This is a genomic window from Neobacillus sp. B4I6 (genome assembly GCF_050434045.1).
Classification (GTDB): domain Bacteria; phylum Bacillota; class Bacilli; order Bacillales; family Cytobacillaceae; genus Neobacillus.
In genome coordinates this window covers 466,581-489,747 of sequence record NZ_JBNPWB010000002.1, presented here as the reverse complement: position 1 = coordinate 489,747, position 23,167 = coordinate 466,581, and the positions used below count along the sequence as shown (strand labels likewise).

The 23,167-nt window shown below is 40.1% G+C and carries 23 protein-coding genes and 1 other annotated feature; of the genes, 1 reads left to right on the top strand and 22 read right to left on the bottom strand.

Features of this window, described 5'->3' with window-relative positions; all coding sequences use genetic code 11:
- Positions 1-5: 5 nt before the first annotated feature.
- The 22 genes from mtnN to cymR all read right to left on the bottom strand — a co-directional run bounded on the left by mtnN (position 6) and on the right by cymR (position 21,670).
- The gene (mtnN, locus tag QF028_RS04200; RefSeq protein ID WP_429464313.1) at positions 6-701 is read right to left on the bottom strand and encodes a 5'-methylthioadenosine/S-adenosylhomocysteine nucleosidase; all 696 of its coding nucleotides are present in this window, start codon (positions 699-701) and stop codon (positions 6-8) included.
- A 315-nt stretch (positions 702-1,016) separates the two neighbouring features.
- Positions 1,017-1,715, bottom strand: coding sequence for a YrrS family protein (locus tag QF028_RS04195; RefSeq protein ID WP_429464311.1), 699 nt, complete (start codon positions 1,713-1,715; stop codon positions 1,017-1,019).
- Positions 1,716-1,831: 116 nt separating this feature from the next.
- Positions 1,832-3,592 (bottom strand): peptidoglycan D,D-transpeptidase FtsI family protein, encoded by a 1,761-nt coding sequence (locus QF028_RS04190; protein ID WP_429464309.1) that lies wholly within the window; start codon positions 3,590-3,592, stop codon positions 1,832-1,834.
- Positions 3,593-3,668: 76 nt separating this feature from the next.
- Positions 3,669-4,145: a transcription elongation factor GreA gene (greA, locus tag QF028_RS04185; RefSeq protein ID WP_098934406.1), complete on the bottom strand. Its 477-nt coding sequence runs from the start codon at positions 4,143-4,145 to the stop codon at positions 3,669-3,671.
- Positions 4,146-4,308: 163 nt separating this feature from the next.
- The gene (udk, locus tag QF028_RS04180) at positions 4,309-4,944 is read right to left on the bottom strand and encodes a uridine kinase (protein WP_088089069.1); all 636 of its coding nucleotides are present in this window, start codon (positions 4,942-4,944) and stop codon (positions 4,309-4,311) included.
- Position 4,945: 1 nt separating this feature from the next.
- Positions 4,946-6,217 carry a peptidase U32 family protein gene (locus QF028_RS04175; protein WP_429464306.1) on the bottom strand — a complete coding sequence of 424 codons (1,272 nt, stop codon included), beginning with the start codon at positions 6,215-6,217 and terminating at the stop codon, positions 4,946-4,948.
- A 14-nt stretch (positions 6,218-6,231) separates the two neighbouring features.
- Positions 6,232-7,161 carry a peptidase U32 family protein gene (locus tag QF028_RS04170; RefSeq protein WP_215014685.1) on the bottom strand — a complete coding sequence of 310 codons (930 nt, stop codon included), beginning with the start codon at positions 7,159-7,161 and terminating at the stop codon, positions 6,232-6,234.
- On the bottom strand, positions 7,158-7,808 hold the full coding sequence (locus QF028_RS04165) for an O-methyltransferase (RefSeq protein WP_429464303.1): 651 nt from the start codon (positions 7,806-7,808) through the stop codon (positions 7,158-7,160). Before QF028_RS04165 ends, QF028_RS04170 begins: the two co-directional genes overlap by 4 nt.
- A gap of 299 nt (positions 7,809-8,107) precedes the next feature.
- Positions 8,108-9,232, bottom strand: coding sequence for an endolytic transglycosylase MltG (gene mltG / locus QF028_RS04160; RefSeq protein ID WP_410883770.1), 1,125 nt, complete (start codon positions 9,230-9,232; stop codon positions 8,108-8,110).
- A 194-nt stretch (positions 9,233-9,426) separates the two neighbouring features.
- Positions 9,427-9,741 (bottom strand): DUF1292 domain-containing protein, encoded by a 315-nt coding sequence (locus QF028_RS04155; RefSeq protein ID WP_214998437.1) that lies wholly within the window; start codon positions 9,739-9,741, stop codon positions 9,427-9,429.
- A 12-nt stretch (positions 9,742-9,753) separates the two neighbouring features.
- Complete coding sequence (gene ruvX, locus QF028_RS04150; RefSeq protein WP_214998436.1) at positions 9,754-10,170, bottom strand: Holliday junction resolvase RuvX; 417 nt, start codon at positions 10,168-10,170, stop codon at positions 9,754-9,756.
- Positions 10,171-10,173: 3 nt separating this feature from the next.
- Positions 10,174-10,440, bottom strand: a complete 267-nt coding sequence (locus QF028_RS04145) for an IreB family regulatory phosphoprotein (protein ID WP_066257787.1) — start codon at positions 10,438-10,440, stop codon at positions 10,174-10,176.
- A 113-nt stretch (positions 10,441-10,553) separates the two neighbouring features.
- The gene (alaS, locus tag QF028_RS04140) at positions 10,554-13,190 is read right to left on the bottom strand and encodes an alanine--tRNA ligase (protein WP_429464300.1); all 2,637 of its coding nucleotides are present in this window, start codon (positions 13,188-13,190) and stop codon (positions 10,554-10,556) included.
- A gap of 53 nt (positions 13,191-13,243) precedes the next feature.
- Positions 13,244-13,473, bottom strand: a binding site (T-box leader).
- A gap of 65 nt (positions 13,474-13,538) precedes the next feature.
- Positions 13,539-14,618, bottom strand: coding sequence for an AI-2E family transporter (locus tag QF028_RS04135; protein ID WP_429464298.1), 1,080 nt, complete (start codon positions 14,616-14,618; stop codon positions 13,539-13,541).
- 131 nt (positions 14,619-14,749) lie between these two features.
- On the bottom strand, positions 14,750-14,887 hold the full coding sequence (locus tag QF028_RS04130) for a YrzQ family protein (RefSeq protein ID WP_410883776.1): 138 nt from the start codon (positions 14,885-14,887) through the stop codon (positions 14,750-14,752).
- Positions 14,888-14,973: 86 nt separating this feature from the next.
- Positions 14,974-15,165 (bottom strand): hypothetical protein, encoded by a 192-nt coding sequence (locus QF028_RS04125; RefSeq protein ID WP_168245164.1) that lies wholly within the window; start codon positions 15,163-15,165, stop codon positions 14,974-14,976.
- Positions 15,166-15,176: 11 nt separating this feature from the next.
- Positions 15,177-15,653 (bottom strand): PRC-barrel domain-containing protein, encoded by a 477-nt coding sequence (locus tag QF028_RS04120; protein WP_410883778.1) that lies wholly within the window; start codon positions 15,651-15,653, stop codon positions 15,177-15,179.
- 33 nt (positions 15,654-15,686) lie between these two features.
- Entirely contained in the window at positions 15,687-18,131 is a 2,445-nt protein-coding gene (gene recD2, locus QF028_RS04115) for an SF1B family DNA helicase RecD2 (RefSeq protein WP_429464295.1), read from the bottom strand.
- Positions 18,132-18,164: 33 nt separating this feature from the next.
- The gene (locus QF028_RS04110) at positions 18,165-18,818 is read right to left on the bottom strand and encodes a tetratricopeptide repeat protein (RefSeq protein WP_214998430.1); all 654 of its coding nucleotides are present in this window, start codon (positions 18,816-18,818) and stop codon (positions 18,165-18,167) included.
- 86 nt (positions 18,819-18,904) lie between these two features.
- Positions 18,905-20,023, bottom strand: a complete 1,119-nt coding sequence (gene mnmA, locus QF028_RS04105; RefSeq protein ID WP_429464292.1) for a tRNA 2-thiouridine(34) synthase MnmA — start codon at positions 20,021-20,023, stop codon at positions 18,905-18,907.
- Between the two features lie 39 nt (positions 20,024-20,062).
- Entirely contained in the window at positions 20,063-21,205 is a 1,143-nt protein-coding gene (locus QF028_RS04100) for a cysteine desulfurase family protein (protein WP_429472176.1), read from the bottom strand.
- 45 nt (positions 21,206-21,250) lie between these two features.
- Positions 21,251-21,670 (bottom strand): cysteine metabolism transcriptional regulator CymR, encoded by a 420-nt coding sequence (gene cymR, locus QF028_RS04095; RefSeq protein ID WP_088089084.1) that lies wholly within the window; start codon positions 21,668-21,670, stop codon positions 21,251-21,253.
- 170 nt (positions 21,671-21,840) lie between these two features.
- Here cymR and QF028_RS04090 point away from each other — a divergent pair, with 170 nt between their 5' ends.
- The gene (locus QF028_RS04090; protein ID WP_429464290.1) at positions 21,841-23,112 is read left to right on the top strand and encodes a replication-associated recombination protein A; all 1,272 of its coding nucleotides are present in this window, start codon (positions 21,841-21,843) and stop codon (positions 23,110-23,112) included.
- Positions 23,113-23,167 lie beyond the last annotated feature (55 nt).

Sequence of the window (23,167 nt, the reverse complement as noted above, 5' to 3'; positions counted from 1 at the left end):
TCTAACTATCGTAAAGCTGCCACCATTTTCATAACCAATGTCGCAGAATTAGTTGCCGCTTTATCGATAAATTGGTCAAAAGAAACTTCAGATTCTTTTCCAGCAATATCAGAAAGTGAGCGAATAATAACAAAAGGTACGCCAAAACGATGAGCCACTTGTGCGATTGCTGCTGCTTCCATTTCGACGGCTTGCAGGTCATGAAATTTTGACCGGACAAAATCGACACGTACAGGGTCCTCCATAAAAGAATCTCCAGTGACTATTAGGCCTTTGACAATTTGGAAGTTTTCAAGTTCTGATGCTGCTGCTTCTGCGACTGTAATTAATTTAGCGTCCGCTATAAAGGCAGCTGGCAACTGCGGAACCTGGCCATATTCATAACCAAAAGCAGTTACATCTACATCATGATGGCGAACCTCCGTTGAAATAACGGCATCACCTACATTTAGTGCAGGATTAAAGCCACCAGCAGACCCTGTATTGATGATGCAATCAGGCTTATATTTTTCAAGCAGAATAGTAGATGACATGGCAGCGTTGACCTTACCAATTCCAGAACGAAGCAGAATGACATCCACTCCATGCATTTTTCCAAAGGTAAATTCACAGCCTGCTATAGTTTCCTGTGTTTGATTGTCGATATTGTCTCTAAGTAAAGTTACTTCTTCTTCCATTGCTCCAATGATTGCGATTTTCATACTGTGACCTCTTTCTTGTATTCATAATTATTATCAGATTTACTGCTTATAATCTTCCTCGGAACCATACATTGTATCCGCAAACACTATTCTACCGCTTTTGTAATGAGCATGCTACAATGTGCTGCACCTTCTTACCTATTCACTCCTAATTGAATACATCAATCCTATGAGTATACTATGGGTTCGTGAAAAACCTGTTCCCAACTTATCATATTTTGCAAATTCGTCAATATTTTCGTTGTGAGATTGCCTCGAAATGTCTAAAATGCGCAAAAAACCTCTCGAGATTTCGAGAGGTTTTTTCAATATCGATTACTGATTTAATTCAGCCAGTTCTTCCACCTTGGTAGGTTTCCAACCTTGACCATCAACCCATTGGAGATATACATTAAACTTTTGCTGTTTATCTTTTGAAGCGACGGTTCCAAACGAGCCATTTGTGGTAGACCTATCTCTTCCCAGCCAATAAACGGTCATATTACCTTTGTCTAAACCAGTTGCATAAGAAATGGCATTCAACATTTCTTGCCAGTCAGCCGAAGACTCGTCATAAACTGGAGTATGCTCGCCTGATTGCGATGTACCAACAGGCTGCCAAGCAGGATTTTCAGTTGCTTTTATCACATTCGAATTGCCGTCTCCCTCTGTCACGACAGCCTGTGATTCATCTGCTTCCTCTGGTGTCGTAGTTTCCTCAGATGTGGAAGAATCCTCTGATGTCGCAGCATCTTCACTTAGTTCTTCTTCTTCGGCAGCAGGATCAGTTACACTGCCATCGTCATTTGTAGTGACAGTTTCAGACTCTTTTTGTTCATCTTTATTTTCCTTTTGCTCTGTTTTTGTACTTTCCTTTTTTGGTGATGCATTGTCATTTCCAGTAGCAAAGATATTATATGCGACAAAAATAATTAGTAAGAGCACAACGATGATTAAACTATTTAAGACGATATTGGTCTTTTTTCTTTTTGAGCGGTAACCTGAACGCGAATTAGAATTCAAATCATTAGTCAAATTAATTCCCTCCTAAAATAAAATACGGAAGCTCCCCTTGGTACAAGGAGCCAGACATTTATAGACTCTCAATATTCTAACATGATTTTATGAGAACTTGAAGGAAAAAACATTACCTATTGCATCCCATTATCTTTTTCATACAGCATTTTAACCATATCAGCAAACAACAAATTTACCCCGCCCTCTGAATCTAGTACATCCAAATTCACTGCTACAAGTACATATTTGGGATTCTCGTAAGGAAAATAACCAGCGAACCATTTATTATGCAACTGCCTGCCTGCTTCATATTTTCCTGTTTCCGCTGTGCCTGATTTTCCTGCTACCTCATATGGCAAGTCCTTAAACCATCTTCCTGTGCCGTTCGGGTTCAAGATAACTTCCCGCAATAACTTTTGCAGCTTCATCGCGGTATAGGGAGAAATGGTATCTCCCTTTAAGCTTTGCTCCGGAAAATTGACCATTGTCGTACCGTTTTTGTATTCAATTTTTGATACGGCCCTAACCATCTCTTTTTCACCACCCCTTGCGATCGTCGCCATCATATTAGCGACGGCTAAAGGGGTAGCCCGTACTTCATGTTGTCCAATCCCGGACATCGCGGCGAAATTAGCGTCCTTCCTTGCGTCCTCAGAAAGAAACACTCTTCCTTTGTCCTCATCCGCGAGCTGTTTAAAATCATTCGTATGATAGATATCCCCCTGCCAGCCAACCGAACCGGTAAGCGACAATTTTTCTGCATAATCTTCTAAAAGGTTGGGATTCATTTTTTGTAATTCACTAGCTAGCTCTCCAAAGGTACGATTACAACTCCTTGCAAAGCTATTCGTGAAATCCAACATTCCATAATTGTATTTTAACTCTGGTTTACCATTGATTTTCTTACTGCAATCAAATAGACGCTTCGGGTCATCAAGATTATGGTCTATGGCCGCAGCCGCTACAACCGTTTTGAAAACTGAGCCCATTATCTGTTGTTTCAACATCATATTTGTCATTCCAGCACCATTGTAGGGGTCATTTTTATTAATCGTTGGCCGCGAAACAAGTGACAACACGCTATTATCCTGAATATTAAGGAGAACCAAGCCCCCTTTTTTTATCTGATAGTGGTCAACTAAATTCTCCGCTTTTTGCTGAAGTGTCCTATCCAGGGTTGTCCGAATATTGACAGGATAAAACGGATTTGCCGGATCCACATATCTTACATTGATTCCAAAAAGCGGTGCACCACCGCCGTCTACATGATAAACCAGCTTTGATTTACCTTCAGGGAGCAGGAATTCACCAAAACTTTCTTCCAGCCCTGACACGCCAATTAAGGTTTTCTCCGACAATTCCTTACTCGGATATCGCTTCTTTAACTCTTTAGAATTTTCACCTGTCATCCCAAGCAACTGTTCCGCTGGTACTTGGGCACGTTCAAACTTTTTTTCTATCGCAAATACACCAGGTATTTTTAAGCTATTGATTCTTTCCATTTGTGAACTAGTAAGTTCATATGGTTCAGGGTCACCATAGGCAAAAGGCTTTTTTGCCCCTTCCACAGCCATCTTAAGGACAGTTATTGGTATTCCAGAAATACTTGAAACCTTGTCGGCCTCCCAATCCATTTTTTTTAAAAAGGGAAAAAGGACGAGAACTGCCACCTTTTTATGTGTGAGCATTGCACCATTTTGGTCAAGAAAGTTACCTCTGCCATTATCAATTACCAGTTCTTGAGTTCTTTGTTTGACACTTTCTTCGAGTAAATTTACGTTATGTTTAGAAAAGGTTTCTGTCTCAATTAACTGAATTTGCATTAAACGTACTAAAAGCAACAACAAACCTGTAATAGAAATAATAAGCCACCCAATGGCTCGTCTTCGCCACATAAAAAACACCTCGTCAAAAGTTTTGACGAGGTTTTCTTATTTCAAACAATATTCAAAAGAATAGTTATAATTTCGATTATTTAATGCTGACGATACGGACGCTCATTTCACCGCCGGGAGTTTGAACCGAAACTTGGTCGCCTACTTTTTTACCTAAAAGGCTTTTGGCGATTGGTGAATCGTTTGATATCTTCCCTTCAAATGGATCAGCTTCAGCGCTTCCAACAATGGAATACGTTTCTTCATCCCCATCTGGGAGCTCAACAAATGTAACGGAACTTCCTAATGTTACAGAGTCACTCGCCATAGCGGCCTCTGCAATAATCTTCGCATTGCGAACCATATTTTCTAAAGTTGTTATACGCCCTTCAACAAAAGCCTGTTCTTCTTTCGCAGAATCATACTCAGAGTTTTCAGATAAATCCCCGAAACTTCTCGCGATTTTAATTCTTTCAACCACTTCTTTACGTTTCACTGATTTTAAGTATTCAAGTTCTTGGACAAGCTTTTCTTTACCTGCTTGTGTCATTGGAAATACTTTCTCTGTTGCCAAAACCCTCACTCCTTCTAGTCATTAAGAATTGTGTATGTAAAATATGTAATATTATGCCAACCGGCATAATAGATAGTAGCGCGTCCTTTAATAAAAGGGCGCGCAACAAAAATAATTTTTCCAGTCTGAATTTTTCTAATTAGACTTTTCTTTTGCTATTGTTTCATAAAATTGACTTTTGTTCAAGAATTGTTTGAATTTTTGTGACCATTAAATCAATCGCCACATGGTTATGGCCGCCTTCAGGGATAATAATATCTGCATATCGTTTCGTAGGCTCAATAAATTGGTTATGCATCGGACGAACAACATTTAAGTATTGGTCAATGACAGAATCAAACGTCCGACCGCGATCTCTAATATCACGAGTCAAACGGCGGATTATTCTTAAATCAGCATCTGTATCAACGTACAACTTGATGTCCATTAAATTCCGGAGCCGCTCGTCCTCAAGTACTAAGATTCCCTCTAAAATAATAACATCTTGGGGTTGAACTGGAATCACTTTGTCAGAACGGGTGTGAATTGAATAATCATAAACCGGTTTTTGAATCGTCTCATAGCGTAAAAGCTTTTCGATATGTTCGATCAATAAGTCGTTATCAAAGGCAAGTGGATGATCGTAATTTGTTTTCAAACGTGCTTCAAATGGTAAATCACTCTGGTCCTTATAATAATAATCCTGTTCTAGCACCAAAATGGAATGATCTTTCAAACTTTCATAAATTGCTTTTGTTACACTGGTTTTTCCGGAGCCGGAGCCGCCGGTTACACCAATAACAACGGGTTTGCGCATCATGCTAGTTCTCCTTTCGCATCATGTTGTTAGGGTAGACCGGTTTGTCCACTTTAAATTGTACAATTTGAAGTGGATGTCTTGCTGCGTCCAATTCAATACCTTTTTCATCCCAGATTTTATCAATGACATGGGTAAAGTTTTGAATTTCAGGTCCGAAAAACTCTACTTCTTCCCCTGGTTTAAAATGATTACGTTGTTGAAGTGTAACCATTTTTGTTTCTTCGTCATAATCCAGTACAAGGCCTACAAATTCAAAATTTGTCTTCTTGCTATGATTACCAAACATTTGCTCTTTATACCCTGGCACACCTTCAAAAAATGCAGGAGCCGTTTCCCGGTTTGCACATTTGTCGAGTTCCAATAGCCAGTCTTTCTGAATGACAAAATTCTCAGGATCCGCGCAATAGGCATCGATCACTTTACGATAAACACTGACAACTGTTGCGATATAATGAATCGATTTCATTCGGCCTTCGATTTTCAAACTATCGATACCTAGTTCGATCATTTGTGGAATGGCTTGAATTAGATTAAGATCCTTCGGGCTCATTGCAAACGGTGCGTCACCTTCTTCATAAAGGGCAACTTCCTGGTTGCTGCCTTCTAACTTGTAAAGGTCATAATCCCAGCGGCATGATTGACAGCAGCCACCGCGGTTCGAATCCCTTGCAGTCATATGGTTGCTCAATGTACAACGTCCAGAATAGGCAATACACATCGCCCCATGAATAAAGGTTTCAATCTCAACATCGACCTTTTCTTTCATTTCTCTAATTTCTTCTGCACTTACTTCCCGTGCCAAGACAACACGTTCTGCCCCTGCCTCTTTCCAAAACTGGGCAGCTTTCCAGTTGGAGAGTGATTGCTGTGTGCTTATATGGATTTCAATTTCCGGAGCAAGACGGCGGCAAGTTTCAATAATTAACGGGTCAGCGACAATTATTCCCGCAATCCCAGTTTCCTTCAACCCAAGTATATATTCATCTAAACCGTCCAAATTTTCATTATGAGCGAAAATGTTGGTGGTCACGTAAATTCTTGCTCCGTATTCTCTCGCAAACTCCACGCCTTCCTTCATTTCTTCGAAGGTAAAGTTATCGGCATTTGAACGAAGTCCATATTCTTGGCCACCGATAAATACGGCATCTGCACCATAATGTACAGCAATTTTTAATTTTTCAAGATTACCTGCTGGAGCAAGGAGTTCCGGCTTCTTTACAATGACACGTTTTCCATCAATAATTTCAGAAATCTTATCTTTAACTGTATTCACAGCTGAACCCCTCCTTAATAAACCGTCTCTTTGAAATAAAATCCTGTATCTAATGAACGATTGGCCGGCTGAATTTCTTCAATTGCCGCTAACAACTCGTCCTTTTTATCTTCATAAGCATCCGGATCTTCGCTAAACAAATCAATTGCTTCACGGTAAGCCTTTGTTACTGCAAGAATATATTCAGAGCTTTTTAGGATTCCGTCGATTTTAAACGAGTCGACACCCGCTTCAAGCATCTCTTGAAGTTCATCAATGATACAAATATCATTTGGACTCATAATATGTGTACCGTTTTCGTCTTCAAAGATTGGATATTTATTTTCTCGTTCCTTATCATGTAAAAACATGTTTTCTTGCATATTTCGATTTTCAATTTCCATTACTTTTCCTTGATACTCATAATAATTTCCTAGCAGCGAACGTTTGGATTGGAACATACAGCTCATGCCGTGAACCTGTACTTCGATTTCCACTTCCGCATTTTCTTTCATTTCAACGATCGCATCCATATTAATTTCTCGTGCTAACACTGCCCGTTTCGCACCTTTTCTACCCCAATAATTGCAAGTGTACCAGTTTGTTCCTGTTGTTTCGGTGCTCCAGTGCAGTTTCATATCTGGGGCAACTTCTCTTGCCGTCATTAAAACGGCCGGATCACCAAAAATTATCGCATCAGCCTTTGCCGCTGATACAAATTGAATATAATCGCCGAGCTCTTCAATTTTTTCATTATGAAAAATCGCATTCATGGCTACATATACTTTTTTCCCTTTTGAGTGGGCTAGTTCGATCGCTTTTTGGACATCTTCTCGGTTAAATTCCCCTGCAAGTCGTAAGCCATACCGTTGTTCACCGACCACAAACGCGTCTGCACCAGCTTCACATAATGGCAAGATATCATTGACAGTCAAAGGAGTTACCAGTAATTCTGATTTTTTCATATCCTATCACCTCTCCTTTTGCTTATCGCAACCCCGTCCCCGACGGGTAATATAACAGAATCAAAATCCGGATGATTCATTAACCAGTGATTAAATTCATTAATCTTTTTGACGAGATTACGTATTCTTTTTGTTTCAATAACAGGTTCAGCAACCAAGCCTTTAAACAAAACATTATCGGTAATAATCATTCCATTATTCGTTAGATATTTAGAATAGATTTCAAAAAACTTTTTATATTGACCTTTCGCTGCATCAATAAAAATCGCGTCAAAAGAGGCATGTCCACTTACGGCATCCTCAACCTCTAGTGCATCACCCTTGATTAAAGTGATTTGATGACTATGTTCCGAACGACTGATAAACTGTTCAGCCAAGTGTATACGGTCCACATCGCGCTCGATTGTAACAATTTGGGCATTTGGGAGCGCCTCTGCCATTCGTAAAGCCGAATAACCTATCGCTGTTCCCACCTCAAGTATTTTCTTTGAATCGTGAATTCGTAATAATTGCAGCATCGTTTCTATACCTGACAGTTCCATAATAGGAACATTATGAACACTCGCATAGTTTTCCATTTCTGTAAACAATAGATTTCGTTCAGAAATAAGACCTTCAATATAAGAATGCAGCTTCTCATTTAACAAGCTGCCCTCACCTCTATCCCTAATAAGAATTGCGCTTGGGCTAGCAATTCTCTAAGTCAAATACTTTTATTATCTCTATAGATAAAACTATTTAGACATGAAAAAATAGCGTTCACAGTAATCTTCAGCATTAACGGGTAGAATTCCGACATAATGCGTTCCAGGCAGCTATGGCCAGGTACCTTACTGTGAGTTACGCTATGGATCATTTATTAAAACACTTGAACCATTTTAACATAGATCAGTATAATATTTCAATAGAAAAACGGAGGAATGATAACATTTCCTCCGTAATGCAATTAATTTTTACTTGTAATATGCTTTGCTTTTTCCTTATTATGCTCTTCCAGTGTTTTAGTAAAAATAACATCACCATCTGCCGTTGCCAAGAAATAATAATAGTCAGTCTTCTCAGGCTCAAGTGATGCTTCAATCGAAGATTTTCCGGCATTGGCAATTGGACCTGGAGGCAGACCCGTATTTTGGTATGTGTTATATGGTGAATCCACTTCAAGATCTTCATATAACACCCTTTCCTTGTGTTTCCCTTGAGCATAGAGAACGGTTGGATCGGTTTGCAGCATCATACCCTTTTCGATCCGATTATAAAAAACACTCGCAATCGTTTTACGGTCCGCTTTTTCGGTCGCTTCCTCTTCAACCAATGAGGCCATGGTTAATAGTTGATGAACAGATAGCTTTTTTTTCTTACTTTGCTCTGAATAGGCAGATACAATCGTCCGGGTTTTATCAAGCATAGCAGTGACCATTTCTTCAACAGAGGGATTATGTTTGTAGAACGGATAGGTCGCCGGGTATAAATAACCTTCCAGTGGATATTTTACTGAAGAATTTAAGATTTCCTCGGTTAAAATATCCGGATATTTTGCCATTAGCGTTTTAATAAATTCTTTGTCATTTAATTTATTAAAAACAACATCTTCCTTCTGTTTTGTTGCTTTCGCCATCATGGCCGCAATTTCTTTCAGTTGTTTTCCTTCAGGAATGGTAATTTTGAAACTAGCCTTAGCCAGTACCTTACCGGTTTTTAGACGGCTAACGATTTCGGGGACATCCATGGAAGGACTTAGTTGATACTCCCCTGCCATAAACCCGCCTTCATTCTTAAGCTTTACATAATATTTAAATACTTTTGCACTTTTTATGATCCCACTTGATTCTAACTTTTCGCCGATACCTGTGACTGATGAGCCAATCGGAATATCCACTGTTTTCAGTTTCTTACTACCTGCGTCAACAGGATTAAGTGCTGATTCTATGTACAAATATCCTCCACCACTAATTAAGACTATTAATAATAGCAAAAAAATTGAAATAATCAAAACAATTTTTCTGACAACTTTTGCTTCTTTTTGATGTTCAAGCATTTTTTTACGGATAACATCTTTTTTGTCTGTTGTCATTTGACTCCCCCTTCCCTTTATACCAACGCATATATAGGTTTTGTAAACTATTAATGTGTAACATTAAAAAAATAGACATCTTAATTATTTCAGCACATAGTACGAAAAATGTCAATTTAACAATAAATTTGTCAGTTTTTAATACAGTAAAGACAAAAAAAACCGGCTATTAAATCAGCCGGTTTATCCATATTCTATTCTTCTTCCGCTTCTTGGTCTTCATTGAAGGTATTGAACACTTCTTCAACCATGTCCCATTCCTCGTCCGTTTCAATTTGCAATAACGGACCATATCCGCCATCCTCCGTAGGAATATAAGCGTAAACATGAATATCAACATCTTCTTCATCATCATCAAAAGATCCTACAGGATAAAAGAATACATAAGATTTTTCGAACTCATCAGAATCAAAAGTAAAAAGCACTTCATGTAATTGTTCGTTACCATTTTCGTCTACCAGTGTAATAAATTGTTCTTCATCATGTTCTTGTTCGTGATCGTGTGCCATTTCTTCACCTCATTAATTTTTACTATCCAGATAGCCTTGCAGGATCATCACTGCAGCCATCTTATCAATTACTTTCTTACGTTTTTTCCGACTCACATCGGCTTCAAGTAATACGCGCTCAGCTGCCATTGTTGTTAGACGCTCATCCCAAAGAACAGTTGGCACTGCAAATTTACTTTCAATTTCTTTTGCAAATTGCATACTCGCTTCTGCGCGCGGTCCAATCGTCCCGTTCATGTTCTTAGGCAGACCGATGACAACAGTATCTACTTGATACTCTTTTATTAATTGACCAATTTCCTCAAAACCAAACACATTTTTTTCTTCATTGATTTTGAGAGTTGTAAGGCCCTGGGCAGTCCAGCCAAATTCATCGCTTAAAGCGACACCGACTGTTTTAGTGCCTACATCTAAACCCAATACGCGCATTCATTAACCCTCTCGCTGTTGTTTTAGATAGGATTTCACTAATTCTTCAATAATTTCATCTCGTTCAAGTTTGCGAATAATATTGCGGGCATCGCGATGACGCGGAATATAGGCAGGATCTCCTGATAAAAGATAACCAACAATTTGGTTGATCGGATTGTAGCCTTTTTCCTGCAAAGCTTCATAAACTTGAAGAAGAACGTCATTTATATCATGCTCAAACGGTTCTTCAGGAAAATTAAATCGCATCGTTTTGTCAAATGAGCTCATTGCATACACCTCGCTTTTTATTTGAGGAGAGAATTGTATTGTCTAGCGGAAGCGCCTGGGCACTTCCGCTTTTTAGCTTAGTTACCTACATTTTACACTACTTTGTCCTATTATCAAATGGATTTTACCCATTCATCAACGAATTGAAGTGCAGCATCCAATTTTTCCGGATCCTTACCACCTGCTTGAGCCATGTCAGGACGACCGCCGCCGCCGCCGCCGCAGCGAGAAGCAACTTCTTTGATTAACTTTCCAGCATGATAACCTTTTTCAATTAAATCCTTGGTAACTGCTGCAATTAAGTTAACCTTTCCTTCATGGGCACTACCCAGAACAATTACGACCGAGCCCAGTTTTTGCTTCAAATCATCAGCCATATTTCTTAAATTATTCATATCAGCACCTTGAACATTTGCAGCTAACACTGTTACCCCATCAATTTCTTTCGCCTTTGATACGAGATTTCCGGCTTCAATATTCCCAAGTTTTGTTGAAAGAGATTCGTTTTCTCTGTGAAGTTGTTTGATTTCTAGCATTAAACTATCAATTCTATTAACAATTTCTTTCGGATTGGTTTTTAGTTTCTCAGCTGCATCCTTTAACAAGCTCACTTGCTCATTTAATGATTTGTAAGCTGATTCACCGGTTACCGCTTCAATCCTTCTCGTTCCAGCACCAATTCCGCCTTCAGAAATAATTTTAAACAACCCAATCACAGATGTATTTGGAACATGGCAGCCGCCGCAAAGCTCTAGGCTATAATCGCCAACCCTTACTACACGGACAATATCACCATATTTTTCTCCAAAAAGAGCCATTGCCCCCATTTCTTTCGCTTCAGCAATTGGCTTTAAGCTGATGTCAAGCTCGATGTTTCTCCAGATTTTTTCATTGACGATTTTCTCGACTTTTTCAAGTTCTTCTGGTTTAATTTGACCAAAATGCGAAAAGTCAAAGCGGAGACGATCTGGTTCTACAAGGGAACCAGCTTGGTTCACATGTTCGCCTAGAACGTCTTTTAAGGCTTGGTGTAACAAATGGGTTGCTGTATGGTTTTTAATAATTTTCACGCGGTTTTCAGCATCAACCTCAGCAGTCACCTTGTCGTTCGTTGTTAAGGTTCCTGATTTAACTACTACTTGGTGAAGATTTTGACCATTTGGTGCTTTTTGAACATCCTTAACCGTTATGCTAGAATCTACACCTGTTATCAAACCGCGGTCAGCAATTTGCCCGCCGCTCTCTGCATAAAACGGTGTCACATCTAGAATTAATTGTACTTCCTCGCCACTAGATGCTTTGTCGACAAGTTCACCATTTTTAATGATTGCTGCCACAGTAGAATTCGTTTTAAGTTCTTCATAGCCGACAAACTTACTTTCAACCTTAACATCTCTAAGGACACCGCCTTGGACCTGCATCGAGTCGACATCTTGTCTTGCTGCCCGGGCACGCTCACGCTGTTGCTCCATTTCTACTTCAAAGCCTTCATGATCAACCTTCATGCCCTCTTCTTCAGCATATTCCTCTGTTAATTCAACCGGGAACCCATATGTGTCATAAAGTCGGAAAATATCAGCACCAGTGATGGTTTCACTGCCTTTCTCTTTTTCCTTCTTAATCACAGTTGCTAAAATCGCTAAGCCTTCATGAAGTGTTTCATGGAAGCGTTCTTCCTCACTTTTGATAACTTTTTGAATAAAATCGGTCTTGTCTTTCACTTCCGGATAGAAATCATCCATGATTTCACCTACGACAGGAACAAGTTCGAACATAAACGGACGATTAATATTAATTTGTTTAGCATACCGGACAGCCCTCCGAAGCAAGCGGCGCAGTACATAGCCACGACCTTCATTTGAAGGCAATGCCCCATCGCCGACCGCAAAGGCAACCGTACGAATATGATCTGCAATTACTTTGAACGCAACATCGGTCTCTTTGTTCTGTCCGTATTTTTCGCCGGAAATCTCTTCTGTTGCCCGAATAATAGGGATAAATAAATCTGTATCAAAATTGGTAGGGACGTTTTGAACAACAGAAGCCATTCGTTCTAAGCCCATCCCCGTATCAATATTTTTCTTTGGCAGCGGTGTATAAGTACCATCCGGGTTATGGTTAAATTGAGAAAATACTAGGTTCCAGACTTCTAGATAACGGTCATTTTCTCCACCTGGGTAGAGTTCAGGATCCGTAGGATCATTTCCATACTCTGGACCGCGGTCATAGAAAATTTCTGTATTCGGACCGCTTGGACCTTCACCAATATCCCAGAAGTTCCCTTCAAGACGAATAATCCGCTCCTCTGGCAGACCAATGGTGTTATGCCAAATTTCATAGGCCTCGTGATCTTCAGGATGGATCGTAACTGAGAGAAGTTCTGGATCCCAGCCAATCCATTTCTCAGACGTTAAGAACTCCCATGCCCATTCAATAGCTTCTACTTTAAAATATTCACCGATTGAAAAGTTACCAAGCATTTCAAAGAATGTATGGTGGCGAGCTGTTTTTCCGACATTTTCAATGTCATTGGTTCTGATAGATTTCTGCGCATTTGTAATTCTAGGATTTTCAGGAACGACACGTCCATCAAAATACTTCTTTAAAGTTGCGACCCCACTATTAATCCATAATAGTGATGGATCATCATGCGGCACAAGTGATGCACTCGGTTCAATGGTGTGACCTTTTTCTTTACTAAAAAACTCTAAAAACATCGAACGAATTTGTGAACCTGTTAAATTTTTCATTAGTAGACCCTCCTTTTTTATAAAAAAGCATACAAAAAAGCCCTCATCCCAAAAACAGGGACGAGAGCTTGTCTCGCGGTACCACCCTGATTACGGATACAAAACACGTATCCATCTCTCAATAATCCCTTAACGCAGGAATACGGCAGTGGTTAGCTGCACTCCAGATTAGCTTTCTGTCGTCCTTCATCTAGAGCTTCTTTCAGCCAGGGAAGCTCCTCTCTTCTACGCAAATGCGTTACAGATGGTCTCTACAACATACTCAATCCTTCAACATTTTCATACAAATAATCATTCTATATCACGAATTATAGCTACCCGAAAAAAGTTTGTCAATCTATCACCCGCTTATGTGGAAGGTTCTTTTGCTTTCCTGCGAATAAAATGATTTTTCGCGTGAATAATAGCCACTTTTATTACCACTAAAACAGGAACAGCCAAGATAAGTCCAAGTATTCCACCGACTTCTCCCCCAGCTGTTAACGCCATCATGATTATTAAGGGGTGCATATGAAGACTTTTACCTACAATCAATGGAGATAGGATGTTTCCTTCTAGAAATTGAAGCCCAAAAACAATCACCATTGTAATCACAACTAATTTTACGGACGATGTGGCAGCGATGATGACTGCTGGTACAGCTCCGATGATGGGTCCAAAATAGGGAATGACATTGGTCACTCCAACAATCAAGCCTAAAATTAAAGAGTATTTTAGTTGAAATATCCAAAACAAAAGGGCTGAGACACTGCCAATGATTACACATACCAGAAGTTGCCCTCTTATGTAACTGCCCAGCGATTCATCAACGTCTTTTAGGAATAGTGTCCCCTTCTTCCGCCACTGTTTAGGGGTAATATACCATAGAGATCGTTTAATCAATTGAAAATCCTTTAGCATATAAAAGGCAATGAACGGAATGATCATCATTATTAAAGCAGAATTAAAAAAACTAATTAAAATATTTACAATGACTGACAAAAGAGAATCGAGCTTTTTTTCAAACGCATCAATTCCATCATTAATTCTAGTTTGCAAGCCGTCGGGCCATTCTCTTGTGTGCGATTGAAGCTTATCAATCCATCCTCTGTATTGCTCTGCTAAAACTGGCGCGCTCTCGGAGAGGTCTTTTATTTGGTCGATCATCGCAGGAACTCCCTTATATACGCAAATACCCAGACCACCAAAAAATAAAATATAGATAAGAAAAATAGCGAGTCCTCGATGCATGCCTTTTTGGTGTAATTTTTCGACAATTGGATGCAGCAAATAGGTGATAAATCCTCCAATCACAAAAGGGAGGATAATAATTGTTGCTGCCCTAAAGACAGGCATCCAAACAAAGCGGATTTTTAGAAACACATAGATGGCAATTAATAAAAGGAGTAAAAACCCGATGCGGTAATACCATTTCATTTGAATCTCCACGTTTTATGCCTCCTTTTCATGTTAGTTTTAGAGACACTTGGTGGAATTATGCATCAGAAAAGCGGTAGCGCATGTTAACAGGTATGAACCGAAACGCAAAAATCCCCCTCGAATTTGAGGGGGATTCAGTTCTAAAATATCGCGCGCCTTACTTTCTTTGTCATTCTTTTCATATTTCGGGCTGACATCATATTATTTCTTGAGGCCACAGAATAGGCAGCCATCCCAGCACCAATAGCAATCATCGTCGTCGTCATCATTTTATTCATACGTTTCACCTCTTTAATAGACGTTAAATAAGTTTACATGGTTAACTTTGATAACGGTCTAACACAAGCGCTTCCGCTTTTTTATCTTAAAGGGTGTAACGACGCTCTTCTTCTTCAAACAAATCATCTAAGGAACTAAGTGACCCGTCTTCTTCGACTTGATGGGTACTGATTAGGCCTTTGTTTACTGTAAGTTCAATAAAGCAATTCCAGCAATAATATTGGTTGATACCAATTTTACCGATATCCTTGCTTTGACAATTGGGACACTTAAACATGGAAAGACACCTCACGTATTATTTACATCTACGATAATGGCATCCTTTCCGATAGCTAAGGGCTTCCCGGATTGAATGACTTGTTTGCCTTCCGTAAGATCCGAAAAGAAGCCATCCGTGATTTCGTACCCTATGATTGTGCCCAATTCTTCCTGAAAATATACATCTTTTAACAATCCAAGCGATTCCCCGCTCTTAGATAGCATCATCATTCCATCTAGAGAATGTTGATGAGTAAGTGTATATTCTAGGTCATCTTTCAGTTTTATCAAATAGCCGTCGTCATCAATCATTATTCCATCTAAGCCGAAGGAAGCCACTTTCTCGATGTCCAGAAAAAAGGATTGTTTGAAAAAAACGCCTTTTTTAATCAGTAAGCCATTTACCTTACCGTTACTTGAGATACATAAATCACAAACCTCACCAATTTTCTGGCCGCTTTTTGTATTAAAAACAGGCTGTCCTTTCAGTAACGAAAATGTCCGCAAAGAGTGTCCCACCTCCTGTGAACATTTATAGTGTTAGTCATTTAACATAAAATCATAAGGTGAAACGTTTTCCATGCCAATCATTGGATCTTCCTGTATGAAAAGATCCTCGTAGGACAAGCCATCGGTAGAATTTTCACCTTCTGCTGTTTTAGGAACGATTGGTTCATGATTTTCTCCAGCATTTGGTCTAGCTGTAATTGATTCCTGGAGCTTTTGGCATAGGGTTGTTTGTCTAGAGAGTTCATCCGCTCTTTCAACGCCCAGTTTGAGTGCATCTACTTCTCCGCAAAGGATCAAGGATTGTTTACTTCTGGTAATCGCTGTGTAGATCAAATTTCTACGTAACATCCTATAATAACTTCTCGTCACTGGTAAGATGACAATCGGAAATTCACTGCCCTGCGATTTATGAACAGAACAGCAATATGCATGCGTGATTTGATTTAAGTCCTGCTTTGTATACTCGACTTCATTGCCTTCATAGGAAATATAAATCATATCCTGCTTTTCGGTATTTTCCTTCGCATAAATAATCGAGATGATTTCCCCAATATCCCCGTTAAAAACATTACTTTCTGGTTGATTTACAAGCTGTAGAACCTTATCACCGATCCGATACTTTACCTCACCAAAAGCAATTTCCTTCCGCTTGCCGTCAGGGTTTGGATTAAATATTTCTTGCAGCAATACATTTAAACGGTCGATTCCAGCAGGACCTCTATACATAGGGGCTAATACTTGAATATCCTTTGCCGAATATCCTTTATTCTTGGCATTTTGAGCTACTTTTTCTACAACCTGAGATACCTGCGCTGTTGAACATTTGATAAATGAACGGTCTGCTTGCTTCACCGTAATATCGGCAGGTAAATAACCCTTTTTGATTTCATGGGCAAGCTCGATTATTGACGAACCTTCTGCCTGGCGATAAATATCGGTTAGGCGGACCGTGGGAATCCGTTCAGATTCCAGCATATCCTTTAAAACCTGGCCTGGTCCTACGGAGGGCAATTGATCTTCATCCCCGACTAGAATGACTTGAATATTTTCAGGGAGTGCCTTAAACAGTTGATTAGCAAGCCAAATATCAAGCATCGACGTTTCATCGACAATGATAATTTTCCCTTCAAGCGAGCTCGCGTCATCACGGTCAAATCCTTCCTGCCCATTAAATCCGAGGAGACGATGTATGGTTACCGCTGGAAGTCCCGTCGATTCACTCATTCTTTTTGCCGCTCTACCAGTCGGTGCTGCAAGCAAAAATGGGAATGGCTCCCCCTTTTTATGGTAATCCTTAGGCTCTAAGGTACAGCCATGCAATTCGGCATAAAGCTCAACAATCCCTTTAATAACAGTCGTTTTCCCTGTTCCAGGTCCACCTGTTAAAATCAACATCGGCGACATTAACGCCGTTTGGATGGCTTCTCGCTGCGTCGGTGCATATTGGACCCCAAGCCGTTCCTCTAAACTTCCTAACGATAGCAGAAACTCAGATTCGGGAAATTGATCTTTATATTCGGTTTGTTCAAGGATCCGGTGGATATTCGTCACAAGCCCTTTTTCTGCAAAATATAAAGAAGGCAAGTAAACTCGTTTCTCTTCCCCCATTAATTTACCCTCTTCTTGCAGCTTAATGACTTCATTGGATATATCTATGTAGTCGATTTGATCACGCTTGTTATCTTCTAATAATACTTTTACTTGCTCCAATAAGTCTTCAGCATTTATGTATACATGCCCTGTTTGCATGCTTTCATTTTCAAGGATGTAGAGACAGGCTGCTTTGATCCGGTCAGGATGGTTTCCGGAAATACCCAGCTGGTAGCCAAGCTCATCGGCCCGGCCAAACCCGATTCCTTCAATATCCTCAACCAGTTGATATGGATTTTTCTGCATAATGTCAAGTGTTTCATCTTTATAGGCTTGATAAATCCGCATCGAAATCTGCGGTCCAAATCCATATTGATTTAAAGCAACCATCACTTGCTCGAGTCCTTGATGCTCCATCAACGTATCGTAAAGTAATTTTGCTTTTTCAGGAGGGAGTTTTGGTATGGAGTCTAGCAATGACGGCTGATTAAGAATTTTGGATATGGCGTCTTCTCCTAAGGTTTCTACAATGTTTTCAGCGGTCTTTTTTCCGATCCCTTTGAACATTTCTCCAGATAAATAGTTGATAACCCCTTGTTTCGTTTGGGGCATGTCCTTGCGAAAATGATTGGTATGAAATTGCATCCCAAACTTTGGATGATCCTTAAATTCTCCGAAAAAGATATAGGTTTCTTGTTCATGAATTTTCGGAAAATAACCGGTGACCACTGCTTCTTTGTCCTCATAAGGATGATTTGTTTCATCGACGCGAATCCTTAGCACGGTGTAAAGGTTTTGATCATTGTGAAAAATGGTCACAATCGGTCTTCCTTTTACGAATTTTCCTTGTTCAGTAAATAAATCAAGTGTATCTTGCTTTTCCATTTGGCTCCCTCCTTTCTGAAAAAATAAGAAAAATTACTGGTTACCTTCGATTAACTTTTTCGCGTGACCAGCAAGTAAATGGTCTGGTTGAATTTCAAGTGCTTTATTAAACATTTCAACTGCTTTCACAGGATTTTCTTGAAAAGCGCAAGTGACACCTAAATTATAATAGGCATCGGAATGTTCCGGATCTAGTTCGATACATTTTTCAAATTGAATCAGCGCTTCAGAAATTAACTCAAGCTGCGCTAGACATAACCCATATTGAAAACGTGCTTCCGCATCATTTTCATTTAACTCGACGCTTCTTTGTAAATATGGAAGCGCAAATTTCCCTTGATCCAACTGAACAAGTGTCAGCCCCAACATGAAGTAATTATCACTTGACTGCAGACCTTTTTTCATAGCTGTCTCAAACATATTCTTGGCTTCGTTGAAGAGGTCGTTACTAAATAACAAGGTTCCAATACTATAATAAGCCGCCGCAGCGTTTTCATCTATTTCAATTGCTTTTTGATAAAAATTAAGTGCCTTTTCGTCGTCCCCAACAGCGGAAAGTACATTTCCGAAATTAATATAGGCAACTGGGTCGTTTGGGTTTTCTTGAATGGCTTCATTAAAGGCCTTTGCCGCCTCTTCCAGATTGCCATCCTGCATGTATTGCACACCTAATTGGTTTTTATCCATTTAAATCAGCTCCAATCCTAAGTGAAAGTATATCATATTTTATTAAAAAAAAAGCCTGACTCCTAGAAAAGGAATCAGGGTCTTTATTAGCCAACATATGTTAATCGTTCACGATTTTTAAAGACGTGGTCAATTGTCCCTCCGCCTAGACATTCATCGCCATTGTAAAAAACAACGGCTTGTCCTGGAGTGATGGCACGAATCGGCTCATCAAAAACGACCTCAACTTGAGCATCTTCTAAAAGACGCACGGTTACTTTATGGTCTTCCTGACGATAGCGGAATTTTGCCGTGCATGTAAATTCAGCTGGCTTTTCTCGGTCCGATACCCAGCTTACGCCGACAGCAGTAATGGAATCTGAATATAGTTTTTCATGATGAAAACCTTGGCCCACATAAAGAACATTTCTTTCTAAGTCCTTACCGATGGCAAACCACGGTTCACCCGCTCCACCAATTCCTAAGCCATGTCTTTGACCGATCGTATGATACATTAACCCCTCGTGCTTGCCTTTGACCTCACCATCGAACGTCTCCATGTTTCCTGGCTGAGCCGGCAGATATTGACCTAGGAAATCTTTAAAATTTCGTTCCCCGATGAAACAAATCCCTGTGCTATCTTTTTTTGTAGCAGTGGCAAGATTCGCTTCTTTGGCAATTTCACGAACTTTTGGTTTTTCAAGATTACCTATCGGGAACATAACTTTACTAAGCTGCTCCTGCGTCAACTGGTTCAAGAAATAGGTTTGGTCCTTATTTTCGTCAAGACCGCGGAGCATCTTATATTCTCCATCACGATATTCAACTTGTGCATAATGACCAGTAGCCAGATAGTCCGCACCTAATTTCAATGCATGCTCTAAAAAGGCTTTAAATTTAATTTCCTTGTTACACATTACATCCGGATTAGGTGTCCTGCCTGCTTTATATTCTTCAAGGAAATAGGTAAATACCTTGTCCCAATATTGTTTTTCAAAATTCACTGCATAATAAGGGATCCCGATTTGATTACAAACGCGAATGACATCCTCATAGTCTTCGGTTGCCGTACAAAAACCGGTATCATCCGTGTCATCCCAGTTTTTCATAAAAATTCCGATGACATCGTAGCCTTGCTGCTTCAACAAAAGTGCTGCCACAGAAGAATCTACTCCCCCTGACATTCCAACAACAACCCTTGTGTTTTTTGGATCTTTTCTTTCCATTGATTTTCACCTCTCTTATGCTGCAAAGTCGTCGAAGATTTATTTTTTCAGACGAGTAACAACTTTAGCTGTTTCCTCAGCCGCCTTGATTACTTCCTCGGTAGTCGTATTAAAGCCAAAGCTGAAACGAATCGAATTAGTTAATCGTTCTGATTGTTTCCCAAACATGGCAACAAGCACGTGGGAAGGTTCAATTGAACCCGCAGTGCATGCCGAACCGCTCGAAACAGCAATTCCCGCTAAGTCGAGATTCACTAGCATCGCTTCCACACTTGTTCCAGGAAAGCTTAAGTTTAATACATGTGGTAATGAATATTCAAGCGATCCGTTTCTGTCAAATTCTACATCTAACTGACGGAGCCTTTCCATCAAGGTCTTTTTCAAATCAAAGAATCTATTACGCTTAGCTGTACGATCTTCATTTGCAATCAACACAGCTTCATGAAATCCAACAATCGCCGCAATATTTTCCGTCCCAGCACGTCTTTTTCTTTCTTGCTCACCGCCGAAGGAACGAGGAGACAGCTTCACATTGGAACTGGCATAAAGAAATCCTGCTCCTTTAGGCCCGTTTATTTTATGGGCAGAGACAGATAACAAATCAATCTGGCTTTCATTGACATCAATGTTTTCGACACCGTAAGCCTGAACGGCATCGGTATGGAATATCGCTTGATGATCTTTTAATAACTGTCCAATCTCGGTAATTGGTTGGAGTGTGCCTACTTCATTATTACCATACATAATCGACACCAAAATGGTATCTTCCCTTAAGGCAGCACGAAGTTCAGTCATTGATATTCGCCCTGTTTCATCCACAGGTAAATACGTGACTTCAAAGTCCATTTTTTCTAACTTTTTGCACGCATGAAGAACCGCATGATGCTCCGCTGCGGAGGTAATAATATGCCTGCCATTTTGCTGATAGGTTTCCGCAACCCCAAATAACGCCATATTATCTGCTTCGGTTCCTCCACTTGTAAAAATAATCTCGTTTTCCTTTGCACCAATGCTGTCCGCTAGCACCGCGCGCGCTAAGTCAATCGAGTGCCGTGCTTCCCTGCCAAAAGAATGGATGCTTGAGGGATTTCCGAAAGTTGATTTCATCACCTCGAGCATTTTTTCAATAACCCTTGGATGCATGGGAGATGTGGCAGCATGGTCGAGATAGATTCGTTCCACATTTACACCTTCTATCAAAATAATTCTCCAATGTTACTTTTTACCCTAAATATAAAACATATAACCATCCGGCTCTTCATCATTACTATGATTTGCTAAATCTTCTAACGTAGTGTTTTCCAAAACATCCTTAATAGCATCCCGAATCCGAATCCACAGCTCCCGTTTGGCCGGTTCTTCATCTTCAATACCTTCAACAGGAGTGATCGGTCCTTCTAGGACACGAATGACATCCCCTGCTGTAATTTTAGATGGAATGTCTGTTAAGATATAGCCACCGTATGCACCCCTAATGCTTTTTACTAAACCTGCATTACGCAATGGGGCAATTAATTGTTCCAAATAATGTTCCGATAAATCATTTGCTTGCGCAATCGTTTTTAATGAAGTCGGGCCCTCACCATGTTTTTTAGCAAGTTCAATCATGATCGTCAGACCATAGCGACCCTTTGTTGAGATTTTCATACCGCACCTCTATTCATATCTATATTAAAAATAAAAATCCTTAGTAATTTGATAGGCATTAAAATTATATCATATTCTTCTTTAATATGCTTTTTCAAGGAAAAATGATAATGTAAAGCTATACATAATCTAAATGACAATAGAAAAACCTTTTTTTGGAGAGATGTAACATGCAGCAAAAGCCTTTAGCCTTTCGGATGCGGCCTCGAACGATTGATGAAGTTGTCGGACAGGAGCATCTGGTAGGAGCAGGAAAAATAATTTCAAGAATGGTGAAGGCCAAACAGCTGACCTCGATGATTTTGTATGGACCTCCTGGTATTGGCAAAACTTCGATTGCCAGTGCGATTGCCGGCAGCACAAAGTACGCCTTTCGAACGCTAAACGCGGTGACGAATAATAAAAAAGATATGGAAATTGTTGCTGCTGAAGCAAAAATGTCAGGAAAAGTTATTCTGCTCCTCGACGAAGTCCATCGTTTAGATAAAGCAAAGCAAGACTTTTTATTACCTTATTTAGAAAATGGAATGATTGTATTAATCGGTGCGACGACTAGTAATCCCTACCATGCCATTAATCCTGCGATCCGGAGCCGCTGTCAGATTTTTGAATTAAAGCCGCTAACTCCGGATGAAGTCAAGCAGGCCTTGATTCGTGCTCTTGAGGATGACGAACGCGGTTTTGGTAAATTAAAGGTTGAAATTGAGGATGCCGCGTTAATGCATTTTGCACAAGGTTCGAATGGTGATGTAAGGAGTTCTTTGAACGCACTAGAATTAGCAATCCTTTCAACAGATAAGGATGAATCTGATATCATCCATATCAATGTCGAAACCGCTGAAGAATGTTTGCAAAAGAAAAGCCTTGTTGCCGATAAAGACGGGGATGGCCACTATGATGTCTTGTCAGCCTTTCAAAAGTCGATTCGGGGCAGCGACGTCAATGCTGCTCTTCATTATCTGGGCCGATTAATTGAGGCCGGTGACCTGCCGAGTATCAGCCGCAGATTGATTGTCATTGCCTATGAAGATATCGGACTAGCCAACCCACAAGCCGGCGCGCGCACGTTAGCGGCGATTGAAACCGCCGAAAGAATTGGTTTTCCAGAGGCAAGAATTCCACTTGCAAATGCCGTGATTGAACTATGCTTGTCACCAAAATCTAACTCGGCTGTCTTAGCCATTCAGGCCGCGCTCGAAGATATTCAAAAAGGCATCGTCGGCGAAGTACCTGACCATCTAAAGGATGCCCATTATAAAGGGGCAAAAGAGCTTGGCAGAGGAATTGACTACAAATACCCACATGACTATGAAAACGGCTGGGTACCGCAACAATATTTGCCCAACAAATTAAAACACAAACAATACTACCAACCAAAGAAAACCGGAAAATTCGAGCAGGCACTTGCGATTGTCTATGAGAAACTATCAAGGAAGAAATAATAATAAGGGTGTCAGGCACCATGTGAAAAATTCACATGGTGCCTGACACCCTTTT

Coding starts and splice junctions, on each gene's coding strand:
- mtnN (WP_429464313.1), bottom strand. CDS start 701: ATGAAAATCGCAATCATTGGAGCAATGGAAGAAGAAGTAACTTTACTT.
- QF028_RS04190 (WP_429464309.1), bottom strand. CDS start 3,592: ATGTGGCGAAGACGAGCCATTGGGTGGCTTATTATTTCTATTACAGGT.
- udk (WP_088089069.1), bottom strand. CDS start 4,944: ATGATGCGCAAACCCGTTGTTATTGGTGTAACCGGCGGCTCCGGCTCC.
- QF028_RS04170 (WP_215014685.1), bottom strand. CDS start 7,161: ATGAAAAAATCAGAATTACTGGTAACTCCTTTGACTGTCAATGATATC.
- mltG (WP_410883770.1), bottom strand. CDS start 9,232: ATGACAACAGACAAAAAAGATGTTATCCGTAAAAAAATGCTTGAACAT.
- QF028_RS04155 (WP_214998437.1), bottom strand. CDS start 9,741: ATGGCACACGATCACGAACAAGAACATGATGAAGAACAATTTATTACA.
- ruvX (WP_214998436.1), bottom strand. CDS start 10,170: ATGCGCGTATTGGGTTTAGATGTAGGCACTAAAACAGTCGGTGTCGCT.
- QF028_RS04145 (WP_066257787.1), bottom strand. CDS start 10,440: ATGAGCTCATTTGACAAAACGATGCGATTTAATTTTCCTGAAGAACCG.
- alaS (WP_429464300.1), bottom strand. CDS start 13,190: ATGAAAAATTTAACAGGTTCACAAATTCGTTCGATGTTTTTAGAGTTT.
- QF028_RS04130 (WP_410883776.1), bottom strand. CDS start 14,887: ATGAATAAAATGATGACGACGACGATGATTGCTATTGGTGCTGGGATG.
- QF028_RS04125 (WP_168245164.1), bottom strand. CDS start 15,165: ATGTTTAAGTGTCCCAATTGTCAAAGCAAGGATATCGGTAAAATTGGT.
- recD2 (WP_429464295.1), bottom strand. CDS start 18,131: ATGGAAAAGCAAGATACACTTGATTTATTTACTGAACAAGGAAAATTC.
- QF028_RS04110 (WP_214998430.1), bottom strand. CDS start 18,818: ATGGATAAAAACCAATTAGGTGTGCAATACATGCAGGATGGCAATCTG.
- mnmA (WP_429464292.1), bottom strand. CDS start 20,023: ATGGAAAGAAAAGATCCAAAAAACACAAGGGTTGTTGTTGGAATGTCA.
- cymR (WP_088089084.1), bottom strand. CDS start 21,670: ATGAAAATCTCAACAAAGGGTCGCTATGGTCTGACGATCATGATTGAA.
- QF028_RS04090 (WP_429464290.1), top strand. CDS start 21,841: ATGCAGCAAAAGCCTTTAGCCTTTCGGATGCGGCCTCGAACGATTGAT.